Genomic DNA, 10,829 nt, shown 5'->3' with positions numbered 1-10,829 from the left:
GCTAAGGCGAGGCAACGCCGTAATGGTTTAAAGTTAATCCACTATATCGAAAGACACCTGCAAACCATAGCAGGCTGGATAGGCAGCACCAAAAAAGGAGAAAACCATGAATCTTGGAACGACCCACAAGGCAATCAGTGAGCGGGTTGTAGCAGCTTTGCTCGCTACTCTTTTGCTCGCTCTGATCTCATTAACAGTTCATGCTTCAGACGACGAGGAGAAAATCATGCCGCAGGAAGTCACTTTACAATTGGGTAAAAAAGGGCCGGCAAGTTTCAAACAGGCAGGGGCGGTTGCAGATCACCATACCGCAGGAGAACTGGTCGGCTTTTTAGATTTACAATGGCCGTCGAAACAATTGGGAGCCGTCACCATCCGCCACAGTGGCCATGACCTGACTATCCCGCATACTTTTACCGCCATGGGATCGGTAGGTTCCGAACCTGAGGGAGAGGGAGTAACTGATATTGTTTTAAACAGCGGCATCAGTGCCAGCGAACTTATCCGCCATCGTGAAGCCTATGATTTATGGGTTAAGCTGATGAAGCGGATACAGGACAGTGGTTGGCAACGTTATATTTATTTATCCAGTCCTCGGCTGACAGATAAAGATGCCATCAGATATTTCCAAGATGAAGAAAATTTTGGCTTGGGTAATATTACCGATCCCGGTGTAGTTCCCGATTTTAATACATGGTATAGCGTGATAATACAACGAGCCATTTTTGCAGATTTTTATTTAGATGGTATTGAAATGAGTCTTACATTTGATCGAACCGTCAGAGACCAAGAAGATTTAGATCAAATTAATAAAACATTGAGTTTTAAAGAATGGGGACAGTATATGATGCGGATTGAATTTAAGACCGCGCGCTACAGCACCCGAAATGACATATACCACACATTTATCCCTGACGGTTATGGCATCGATAAACTTCAAGAAGAAATGGATAAAATAAGCTCCAGCCTGCCGGAATACTGGCAACGCTACCGTGACATCGAATTGGCGAATCGCAAAAAAAAGGAAGCCATGCTGGTTAACAAGGGGTATAAAATCGATGAGGGCTATCAGGATCCTGATTTACTACCTTATTTACAGAAAGAACCCAAGTTTTAAAGGGTTAAGACCTTTGCAAAATTCCCCAAAATCCCCAAAATTCCCACCAAGACATTTAGGGGATTTTGGGGAATTTTGCAAAGGTCTCAATAAAATTAGTGTTATGCTGGGTTAGGTGTGAAAGTGGACGTAGTTAGAGAGTAATAGGCAAAGTAGTGGTTGTCAGCATACCCAAACATAGTAGTAGTAAGATTTATACAAGTGTGGCAAAACCGCTTAAGATAAAGTTTTTTAGAATTTTTTGAATTTGGAACCAATAAATTTCATGACAAAAAAAATTAAACTATACTTCCTTGCACTATTTATTTTTATTATTTATATATGCTTATTAAGTGCATTTAAAATTAAAAAGGTAAAAATAACATCAATTACTGATCCCCAATTCATTTACGTAATAATTGATCATGATGATCGAGATATGATATTTGATCTTAGTATAGGTTTTTATGATGATGGAGCAGTATTGGAAGATATAAATATTTACTGTGCAGGTAGTGAGGAAGAAAAAAAATGTTATTCAGAAATAGAAAATGTAATCAATAAAAAATCAGGTATGCAATTTATTGGAAATAATACTTTAATTTTTGATAGAAATAAATATAGGAATGGTACAGTTTCTATTGCTATAAGGACTACTAGTACTAGAAGGGAAAGTAAGTTTTATTCTTTTTGCTTTGATAGTAATGATAAATTTATTTATGACGATGAGACTAAGCATGAAAATATCGAATTTTTAAGGGTTTGCAATAGAAATTATCCCTTTTAAAATCTGGAAAACTTTATAAAAATCCATTTTAGGGAGTTTAGCAAACGTAAGTTAGGTTAAAAACCCAACTTTGAAAAAGGTCGTCTGAAAAACTTTCAGACGACCTTTTTGTTTATTTAGGATCGCAGCGGAAATGGTAGGCGCAGATTTCGAAGCCGTTTTTGAAATACAGGCGGTGCGCATCGACGCGGTCGTGGTTGACGTGGACGTTGAGGTGGATTTTGGTCACACCTGTTTCCGCGCCGATTTTGCGGACTTCTGCCAAAAGGCGGGAGGCGTAGCCTTTGCGGCGGCTTTGCGGCAGGGTAACGATGTCGTCGATGTGGATATGGCAGCCGCTGGCGAGGTTGCAGGCTTCGCGGAAGCCGCAGACGGCGACGGCGTTGTGTTTGCCTTCTTCAAAAATGCCTAAGAGGCGGTAGCCGGCGGGGCGTTGGATGGTGTTGATTTGTTCGGTGAATTTGCTGATGTCGGTCAATGCGGAACGCAGGACGCTTAGGGCGGCGAAGGCGGTGGATGTGTCTTCGGGCGGGATTTCGCGCAAAATGTATTCGGCGGCGACGGCTTCGGCCTGTGCTTTTTCGGCGGCGTGTTTTTCTTCGATGGCTTGTGCCAGCAGGACGCGTTCGGCTGGCTCGCCTTGTGCTTTGTCTTCCTGTTCTTTCAAAAGCTCTTTGCAGTCGATGATGCGCAGGTCGTTGTCGGCGGCAAAGTCCATCAGGAAACGGAACATCTGCGGATTGTCTTCTTCGAGTTTTTTATCAACGGCGACGCAGCGGACGTTGTCCACCAGCATGGGGCGCACCCAGTTGGAGTAGGACAGCCGATTGTCTTTGGTGAATGAGGACAATATGCCGCACAAGCGTTCTGCCCAGTCGCTGGGACGGAAAATCTTACCTTTGTTGGTTGTGCCGTGGATCACGACTTCGTAGGGATTGCAGACTAACATGGCGGTTTCCTGTGTAGAGTTTGAAATTAGGGTGAAACCTTTCAAAAACTGCTGTAGCGTCTTTGTTTTTTATTGATTTCACGAAGGAATATACTTTGCGATTATACCCTACTGTCCGTGCTTCGTGGCATTCGGGGGCGGCGTTGGTTTTTCAAAAATGACAAGGGGTCGTCTGAAAATGGAATGCCAAGTTTCAGACGACCTTTGAATCATGTCGGCATCTTGCTTTTGCATACTCGAAATCCGCCGTCTGTTTTGTTGTCATGACGTTATGATTCATGTACATTCCTGCCTGCTCTGATAACCCGTTCCAAAGAAACCACCATGAACATACAAAAATATACCGCTGCCCTCCTGCTCGCCGCCGCATTCACCGCTGCACAAGCCGAACCGCAAGAAGCCTCCTTCCAAGACCAATGCGCCCTGGTCGGACTGATGGCCCAAACCGCCATGGGCGAACGTTTGTCCGGTACGGGCGTCGGACAAACCGTTGAGAAGATGAACGAACGCTTTATGGTTGTTGCCAAAAACGATTACAGCCGCTCCTTCATTCAAGGGCTAACCGAACGCGTGGCGCAAGAAATCTACCACTTTCCGCAATCGGCTTTGAACGCCGTCCCCAAATCCGACTACGCCATCTTCGCCCGAGATACGGGCAAGGCGGAATATCAGCTTTGTATGAAAGCCCTGACGGGCAAAACCGAATAAAGCAGGTCGTCTGAAAAGGATGAAACCCCATTTTTCAGACGACCCTTTTTCACGAAAATCCGAAACCCCGCCCCGTCAAATATGCGATAATACCGCCACCCCAAACCGATTTCAGACGACCCATGCGCCTCAACGCCCGCCCCGCCCGTTTTGCCCGTACCGCACGCCGCGGCGCGTCGGTCGTTGTTTCGTAAAACCCCGCTTTTGCGGGGTTTTTGCCGAATTGAAGAAAGGAAGCCGAATGCCCAACCCGCTTTACCGACAACACGTCATTTCCATTTCCGACCTGACGACCGAACAGCTCGAGCTGCTCCTGCAAACCGCCCTCAAGCTCAAAGCCGACCCGCGCGACGACCTGCTCGAAGGCAAACTCATCGGCTCATGTTTTTTCGAACCCTCCACCCGCACGCGCCTGTCGTTTGAAACCGCCGTACAACGCTTGGGCGGCAAAGTCATCGGCTTTGCCGACGGCGCGAACACCAGCGCGAAAAAAGGCGAAACCCTCGCCGACACTGCCCGCATCATCTCCAGCTACACCGACGCCATCATCCAACGCCATCCCAAAGACGGCGCTGCGCGCGTGTCCGCCGAGTTTTCCAAAGTCCCCGTCATCAACGCCGGCGACGGCACCAACCAACACCCCAGCCAAACCCTGCTCGACCTCGTAACCATTTACGAAACCCAAGGTCGTCTGAACAAACTCAAAATCGCCATGGCGGGCGATCTCAAATACGGGCGCACCGTCCATTCCCTCTGCCAAGCCCTCAAACGCTGGGACTGCGAATTCGCCTTCGTCTCCCCGCCCAGCCTCGCCATGCCCGAATACATCACCGAAGAACTCGAAGCCGCAGGCTGCCGCTACCAAATCCTGCCCGACCTCGAAGCCGCCGTCGAATGGGCGGACATCCTGTACATGACCCGCGTCCAACGCGAACGCTTCGACGAACAAGAGTTCGCCAAAATCCAAGGCAAATTCAACCTCAACGCCGCCATGCTCGCCAACGCCCGCCCCAACCTGCGTGTGTTGCATCCCCTGCCGCGCGTTGACGAAATCGACCCCGACGTCGATGCCACGCCGCACGCCTACTATTTCGAGCAGGCGACCAACGGCGTTTACGCCCGCATGGCGATTTTATCGCTGGTGTTGAACGAAGAAGTATAAGGAGCAAATATGGAAACCCCTAAACTCAGCGTCGAAGCCATCGAAAAAGGCACCGTCATCGACCACATCCCCGCCGGCAAAGGCCTGATTATCCTGCGCCAATTCAAACTGCTGCACTACGGCAGCGCCGTCACCGTCGGCTTCAACCTGCCCAGCAAAACCCAAGGCAGCAAAGACATCATCAAAATCACCGGCGTCTGGCTGGACGACAACGCCGCCAACCGCCTCGCCCTCTTCGCCCCCGAAGCCGTCGTCAACACCATCGACCACTTCAAAGTCATCAACAAACGCCGGCTCACCCTGCCTGACGAAATCGCCGAAGTGTTCCGCTGCCCGAATACCAACTGCGCCAGCCACGGCGAGCCGGTGAAAAGCCACTTCTACGTCCGCAAACAAAGCGGTCAAACCAAGCTCAAATGCCACTACTGCGAAAAAACCTTCAGCCGCGATTCTGTGACGGAGGCTTAGTTCGGGATAATCAGAACAGATTCGGCTACCGCCCCATCGCCCCTGCCGATACCGTTCTGATAAGGAAACAATCATGAAACACCAGCAAATCTTGGACAAACTGGCCGCCCGTTTCCTCGTACAGGCCTTGGACGAAAGTTTTGCCCGCGCCATGACTTGGGGCATCACAGCGAAAGAGTTTTCGCTTGATCTGCAAAACCAGATATGGCAAAAAATCCTCAGTCGGTGGGATTGCGTGTTACAGGAAGAAGATAAAAAAGAAGTCAGTGCGGCATACAAACAGAAAACCATCCTCGCCATGGCCATTATCGCCCATAAATACGGCTTGAATATCGATGCCATCCTTCCTCAAGCCTTGGCCGCAATAGATGCTTTAAATGCCGCAGTCGAGCTTTCCGACGATTTCGAACGCCGGTCGCCGCAAATCAAAGCATTTTTGCAAACGCCTCCGCAGCCGCTTAAACGCCGTCCAGCCATGCCTGACAATATTACTTTTTTCCGCCCGCAAGACGTCGTCTCTATTCAGTATCAGAAACGGTTTTACGCTGCCTATGTCCACTGCGACACCGGCATCAACGAATGCCCCGTCATAGAGTTTTACGACGGCGTGTTCGACCATGTGCCGAGCTTGGAAGAAATACAGAAACTGCCTGCCCGCGGCGCACATTATCAAGACGGCAAAGTTCGGATTTCCCGCTATGCCGTGGCGCAAATGAAATATCTGCCTGACCCTGCAAATCAGGTCAAACTGATTGCGGCGGCCGTTGCCCAACCACCCTCGGGCAAGCATCTGAAAGCATCGGTAGGTGTTTATATGAACTGACGGATATTTTTACTTTGCAAAAAGCCCTGGAATATTTGTTTCGGACAACCTGAACCCGAATCGGATTTTGAGTTGGACAAACCGTACAAGGCATATACTGAAAAGGTCGTCTGAAAACTTGAAAATCAGGTTTTCAGACGACCTTTTTATAGTGAAGAAGGAATTAGCTACGCGAACTCTCATGCCATGTATCCGAAATTCTATCCACAACATCCTCAACAGACGAAGAAAAGGCTTAAAGAGGTCGTCTGAAAACCCATTTCAGGATTTTCAGACGACCTCTTTCGTTATCAAGAGTGGCACAAAGCCATCTGCCTTTTAAAACGTAAACCCGGTTTCCAATTCATCATCGCCGACCAGCTCAACCAACAGCGCGTAAAGCGGTGCAAGCTCGGTGTAGCGGCGGGAGGTGCGGCGCAGGTAGTTGAGGAAGCGTGGAATTTCGGGGCGGTATTTGTCTTTGCCGTCTCGGTAGTACAGGCGGGCGAAGATGCCGGCGACTTTCAGATGGCGTTGTACGCCCATCCATTCAAACCAGCGGTAAAACTCGTCAAACGCTGCGGGTACGGGCAATCCGGCGGCGCGGGCTTTTTCCCAGTAACGGATGACCAAGTCCAAGACGAATTCTTCTTCCCATTCGATGAAGGCATCGCGCAGGAGGGAAACCAAGTCGTAGGAAATCGGGCCGTAGAGTGCGTCTTGGAAGTCGAGTACGCCGGGGCGGCCCGGAGTGAGCATGAGGTTGCGGACGATGAAGTCGCGGTGGACGTACACCTGCGGCTGGGCAAGCAGCGGCGGCAACAGGGTGTCTACGGTTTGCTGCCAAAGCTGGCGTTGTTTAAAGTTGAGTTCGCGTCCGAGTTCTTTAGCGACGAACCATTCGGGGAACAGGTTGATTTCGCGCAGCATGATGTCGCGGTCGTATTCGGGCAATTCGCCCGCGCGGCTGGCTTTTTGCAGCTCGACCAGTTCGTCTATGGCTTCAAGCAGCAGGACTTTGTGTGCATCTGCGCTTTGTTCTTGCTGCATGGCGGTCAGGAAAGTGGTGCTGCCCAAGTCGTTGAGCACCATAAATCCTTGTGCTTCGTCCACATGCAATACTTGGGGAACGTTAAGCATATTGAAAAGTTTTTGCACTTTTAGGTAAGGAGCGACGCTCATTTTATCGGGCGGCGCGTCCATGCAGATGACGGTCTTGCCGTCGGCAAAAGTAGCGCGGAAGTAGCGTCGGAAGTCGGCATCGGCGGCGGCGAAGCTCAATTCGAAGTTTTGTTCGGGATAGACGGCGCGAAGCCAATTTTGTAATTCGGTTTGTCGTTGCATAGCGGTGTCGCGGATTTTCAGGTTAAAATAACCGCTATTCTAACTGGCAAACCGATTTAAGGGGCGATTTTGGCTCGTTTATTTTCACTCAAACCATTGGTTTTGGCGTTAAGCGTCGGCTTCGGCGCGGGAGGGGCATATGCGCAAAATGCATCTTTGCCGCAACCTGCCGATTACGAGCCGGTAAAGACCACCCCGCCTGCGGTTCAAAGCGTGGAGAACCATCGTCCGACCGATCAGGATAAATTGTCCTTGGGCGATACCTGCCTGTTTTGCCAGCATCAGGCTTCAGAAGCAAACAAGCAGCCTGAAATCAAACCCAGCGGCGAAGAAGCCCTGCCGCAGGATTACACCCGCGTGATTGCGGATAGGGTTGCCGGACAGTCAAAAGTCGCCGTTCGCGCCGAAGGCGATGTCATCATTGAGCGCAATCAGGAAGTATTGAACGCCGACTGGGCGGATTATGACCAAACCAGCGATACTGTCAGGGCGGGCGACCGCTTTAAACTGCATCAAGACGGTTCGACCGTCAGCGGCGATACTTTGGTGTACAACCTGAAAGACAATACCGGCTCGAGCGAATATGTCCGCGTCGATGCCGAAAAAGACGGCCGCCGCCTCCAGAGCGTCAGCGAAAAGGCGGAAATGAAAGGCAAAGGGCTGTACAAGCTCATCAATACCAAATTCAATACCTGCTCGCCCGGTGATGCGAGTTGGTACATCAAAGCGAAAAGCATCGAAACCGATCAGGAAACGGGCATAGGCGTGGCAAAAGACGCGTCGCTGGTGTTCGGCGGCGTTCCGGTGCTTTATACGCCTTGGGCCGATTTCCCGCTCAACGGCCATCGCAAGAGCGGTCTGCTGGTTCCGACCTTAGCAACCGGTTCGGACGGTTTGGAACTCGCCCTCCCTTATTACTTCAACCTCGCCCCCAACTTGGACGCCACCTTCCGCCCCGGCATCATCAGTTCCCGCGGCGTGCAGCTTGGCGGACAGGTTCGCTATCTAGAGCCGAAATTTAACGGCGTCATTGACGGCGATTGGATGCCGCACGATAAAAAACGCCACGAAAACAACCGCTATCAAATCAAGTTTGACCATAACCACCAACTGATCGACAAACTCAGCGGCGGCATCAGCTTCAATCAGGTTTCAGACGACAATTACTACCGCGACTTCTACGGACGCGAAGACATTGCCAGCAACGTCAACCTCAACCGCCAACTGTGGCTGAACTACGGCGACAATATCTGGGGCGGCTCTTTTGACGGCGCGCTGAACGTACAGAAATACCAAACCCTTGCCAACCAAAACGGTTACAAAGACGAACCTTACGCCATCATGCCGCGCCTGACCGGACGTTGGCAGAAAACCATGGGCAAGGCGAATATCAACGTATTCAGCCAGTTCACCCGTTTCGTACACGACAGCAAACAAGACGGCAGCCGTACCGTGCTGTATCCCAGCGTCCGTTGGGATTTCAACAACCAATGGGGCTATATCCGTCCGAAAATCGGCGTACACGCGACTTATTACGACTTAGGCTCGTTCGGCAACCAATCCGGCCGCCGCGTCAGCCGCGTATTGCCGATATTCAACGTCGATACCGGCATGACCTTCGAGCGCAACGCCAATTTGTTCGGCAACGCCTATCTGCAAACCCTAGAACCGCGCCTGTTCTACAACTACATCCCGACCAAGTCGCAAAACGATTTACCCAATTTCGACACCTCGGAAAACAGCTTCTCTTATAACCAGCTTTTCCGTGAAAACCTGTACGTCGGTAACGACCGAATCAACTCCGCCAACAGCCTGACCGCCGCCGCGCAAACCCGATTCCTCAATCCGAACAACGGTGCCGAGCTGTTCCGTGCCGGTATCGGACAGAAGTTTTATTTCAAAAACGACAAGGTGTTGCTGGACGGCAGCGTCGGCCGTTACGAACGCAGCCAATCCGACTGGGTCGGCTTTGCGAACGGCAAACTGAGCAACAGCATCCACGCCGGATTCGATGTCCACTACAACCAAAACGAAAGCCGCGCCGAAAGCTACGCCGCGACCATCCGCTACAATCCCGAGCCGGGCAAAGTATTGAGCGCGCGTTACAAATACGGGCGCAACGAACGCATTTACCTGCAATCCGACGGCAACTATTTCTACGATAAAATCCGCCAAGTCGATTTGGCGGCACAATGGCCTATCCGTAAAAACCTTTACGCCGTTGCACGTTACAACTATGAAATTCAAGCCAAGAAACCTCTTGAAATGCTGGTAGGAGCTGAATATAAAAGCAACTGCGGCTGCTGGAGCGCAAGCCTTGTCGGACAACGTTACGTTACTGGCGAAAACAGCCGCAAAAACGCCGTATTCTTTAATCTCCAACTCAAAGACCTGAGCAATCTCGGCAACAATCCATTTGAAAAACTGCGCTTGGCCATTCCCGGCTAGAGCAAAACCAACGAGGTAGTTACCCCATGAACGTCAAACCCCTGATTCTTGCCGCCGCACTCGGTCTGGCATTGAACGCACACGCCGCACCCAAAGCCGCATCCAAAGGCAAGCCGGTCAAAACGCAGAAAGCGGCAAAACAGGCAGCGGCAGCCACGCCTGCCGATTCGGGCGCAGTACGCCTGTCCGACGGCATTGCCGCCATTGCCGACAACGAAGTCATTACCCAGCGCCAGCTGGCACATGCCATTGCTGAAGCGCGCCAACATATTCCTAAAGGCACGCAAATCAGCGAAGACGAACTCCGTCAGCAAGTCTTGGCGCAATTGGTCAACCAATCCCTGATTGTTCAAGCGGGCAAACGCCGCAACATTCAAGCGACCGATGCCGAAATCGATGCCGTCATCGCCCAAACGCCGTCCCTGAAAAATCCGCCCGCACACCCCCGCCGCGAAATCGCCGACACCATCATTATGGAAAAAGTGCGCCAGCAGGCCGTGATGCAAAACAGCCGCGTCAGCGATGCGGAAGTCAACAGCTTCATCGAACGCGCGCGCCAACAAGGCGTTGCCCTGCCCGAAGGCGAACCGATGCGCCAATACAATGCGCAACATATCCTGATTAAAGCCGACAACGAAAACGCTGCGGCAGGCGCGGAAAGCACCATCCGCAAAATCTACGCACAAGCCCGCAGCGGCGCAGACTTTGCCGGTTTGGCGCGCCAATATTCGCAAGACGGCAGCGCGAGTAGCGGCGGTGATTTGGGTTGGTTCGCCGACGGCATGATGGTTGCGCCGTTTGAAGAAGCCGTCCACAAACTCAAACCCGGTCAAGTCAGCCAACCTGTCCGCACGCAATTCGGCTGGCACATCATCAAGCTGAACGACGTCCGTGATGCCGGTACGCCCGAAGAGCGTCAACGCAACGCCGTGCGTCAATATATGTCTGAACAAAAAGCCCAACAAGCGACAACCAACCTGCTGCGCGACCTGCACTCAGGCGCGTATGTCAACATCCGCTAATAATGTTGTCGAAAAAAGGTCGTCTGAAAAGTTTCAGACGACC

General features: G+C 51.2%; 11 protein-coding genes. 8 read left to right on the top strand and 3 right to left on the bottom strand.

The window, feature by feature from the left end; all coding sequences use genetic code 11:
* Positions 1-106 precede the first annotated feature (106 nt).
* A complete protein-coding gene (locus HMPREF2572_RS02925; protein WP_070496200.1) occupies positions 107-1,117 on the top strand; it encodes a hypothetical protein in 1,011 nt (336 codons plus the stop codon).
* Positions 1,118-1,382: 265 nt separating this feature from the next.
* Positions 1,383-1,883, top strand: a complete 501-nt coding sequence (locus HMPREF2572_RS02920) for a hypothetical protein (RefSeq protein WP_070496199.1) — start codon at positions 1,383-1,385, stop codon at positions 1,881-1,883.
* A 112-nt stretch (positions 1,884-1,995) separates the two neighbouring features.
* Here HMPREF2572_RS02920 and HMPREF2572_RS02915 read toward each other — a convergent pair whose 3' ends face one another.
* Both HMPREF2572_RS02915 and HMPREF2572_RS15185 read right to left on the bottom strand, forming a co-directional pair.
* Positions 1,996-2,832: a GNAT family N-acetyltransferase gene (locus tag HMPREF2572_RS02915; protein WP_070496198.1), complete on the bottom strand. Its 837-nt coding sequence runs from the start codon at positions 2,830-2,832 to the stop codon at positions 1,996-1,998.
* A 108-nt stretch (positions 2,833-2,940) separates the two neighbouring features.
* Positions 2,941-3,066 (bottom strand): hypothetical protein, encoded by a 126-nt coding sequence (locus HMPREF2572_RS15185; protein WP_283118427.1) that lies wholly within the window; start codon positions 3,064-3,066, stop codon positions 2,941-2,943.
* Positions 3,067-3,156: 90 nt separating this feature from the next.
* On the opposite strand from HMPREF2572_RS15185, the gene HMPREF2572_RS02910 reads away from it, so the two are divergent.
* From HMPREF2572_RS02910 to HMPREF2572_RS02895, 4 genes are all read left to right on the top strand, one after another.
* Complete coding sequence (locus HMPREF2572_RS02910; protein WP_070496197.1) at positions 3,157-3,540, top strand: hypothetical protein; 384 nt, start codon at positions 3,157-3,159, stop codon at positions 3,538-3,540.
* A gap of 241 nt (positions 3,541-3,781) precedes the next feature.
* Positions 3,782-4,702 carry an aspartate carbamoyltransferase gene (gene pyrB / locus HMPREF2572_RS02905; RefSeq protein WP_070496196.1) on the top strand — a complete coding sequence of 307 codons (921 nt, stop codon included), beginning with the start codon at positions 3,782-3,784 and terminating at the stop codon, positions 4,700-4,702.
* Positions 4,703-4,711: 9 nt separating this feature from the next.
* Entirely contained in the window at positions 4,712-5,170 is a 459-nt protein-coding gene (pyrI, locus tag HMPREF2572_RS02900; protein ID WP_070496195.1) for an aspartate carbamoyltransferase regulatory subunit, read from the top strand.
* A 73-nt stretch (positions 5,171-5,243) separates the two neighbouring features.
* Positions 5,244-5,993: a hypothetical protein gene (locus tag HMPREF2572_RS02895; RefSeq protein WP_083294140.1), complete on the top strand. Its 750-nt coding sequence runs from the start codon at positions 5,244-5,246 to the stop codon at positions 5,991-5,993.
* A gap of 318 nt (positions 5,994-6,311) precedes the next feature.
* Here the strand turns inward: HMPREF2572_RS02895 and amgK are convergent, their stop codons facing one another.
* On the bottom strand, positions 6,312-7,316 hold the full coding sequence (amgK, locus tag HMPREF2572_RS02890) for an N-acetylmuramate/N-acetylglucosamine kinase AmgK (RefSeq protein ID WP_070496194.1): 1,005 nt from the start codon (positions 7,314-7,316) through the stop codon (positions 6,312-6,314).
* A gap of 69 nt (positions 7,317-7,385) precedes the next feature.
* Between amgK and HMPREF2572_RS02885 the strand changes: the two genes are divergently transcribed.
* Together HMPREF2572_RS02885 and HMPREF2572_RS02880 are read left to right on the top strand one after the other, a co-directional pair.
* The gene (locus HMPREF2572_RS02885) at positions 7,386-9,764 is read left to right on the top strand and encodes an LPS-assembly protein LptD (RefSeq protein ID WP_210385284.1); all 2,379 of its coding nucleotides are present in this window, start codon (positions 7,386-7,388) and stop codon (positions 9,762-9,764) included.
* Between the two features lie 26 nt (positions 9,765-9,790).
* Positions 9,791-10,786, top strand: coding sequence for a peptidylprolyl isomerase (locus HMPREF2572_RS02880; RefSeq protein ID WP_070496192.1), 996 nt, complete (start codon positions 9,791-9,793; stop codon positions 10,784-10,786).
* The last annotated feature ends 43 nt before the right edge of the window (positions 10,787-10,829 follow it).

The sequence above is a fragment of the Neisseria sp. HMSC064E01 genome (assembly GCF_001808875.1).
GTDB lineage: Bacteria > Pseudomonadota > Gammaproteobacteria > Burkholderiales > Neisseriaceae > Neisseria > Neisseria sicca_A.
The sequence above is the reverse complement of the archived record's forward strand: the minus strand, read 5'-3'. Positions and strand labels throughout refer to the sequence as shown.

What these genes read in the sequence shown, in the direction of transcription:
- HMPREF2572_RS02925 (WP_070496200.1), top strand. Translation starts at nt 107, where the DNA reads ATGAATCTTGGAACGACCCACAAGGCAATCAGTGAGCGGGTTGTAGCA.
- HMPREF2572_RS02920 (WP_070496199.1), top strand. Translation starts at nt 1,383, where the DNA reads ATGACAAAAAAAATTAAACTATACTTCCTTGCACTATTTATTTTTATT.
- HMPREF2572_RS02915 (WP_070496198.1), bottom strand. Translation starts at nt 2,832, where the DNA reads ATGTTAGTCTGCAATCCCTACGAAGTCGTGATCCACGGCACAACCAAC.
- HMPREF2572_RS15185 (WP_283118427.1), bottom strand. Translation starts at nt 3,066, where the DNA reads ATGCAAAAGCAAGATGCCGACATGATTCAAAGGTCGTCTGAAACTTGG.
- HMPREF2572_RS02910 (WP_070496197.1), top strand. Translation starts at nt 3,157, where the DNA reads ATGAACATACAAAAATATACCGCTGCCCTCCTGCTCGCCGCCGCATTC.
- pyrB (WP_070496196.1), top strand. Translation starts at nt 3,782, where the DNA reads ATGCCCAACCCGCTTTACCGACAACACGTCATTTCCATTTCCGACCTG.
- pyrI (WP_070496195.1), top strand. Translation starts at nt 4,712, where the DNA reads ATGGAAACCCCTAAACTCAGCGTCGAAGCCATCGAAAAAGGCACCGTC.
- HMPREF2572_RS02895 (WP_083294140.1), top strand. Translation starts at nt 5,244, where the DNA reads ATGAAACACCAGCAAATCTTGGACAAACTGGCCGCCCGTTTCCTCGTA.
- amgK (WP_070496194.1), bottom strand. Translation starts at nt 7,316, where the DNA reads ATGCAACGACAAACCGAATTACAAAATTGGCTTCGCGCCGTCTATCCC.
- HMPREF2572_RS02880 (WP_070496192.1), top strand. Translation starts at nt 9,791, where the DNA reads ATGAACGTCAAACCCCTGATTCTTGCCGCCGCACTCGGTCTGGCATTG.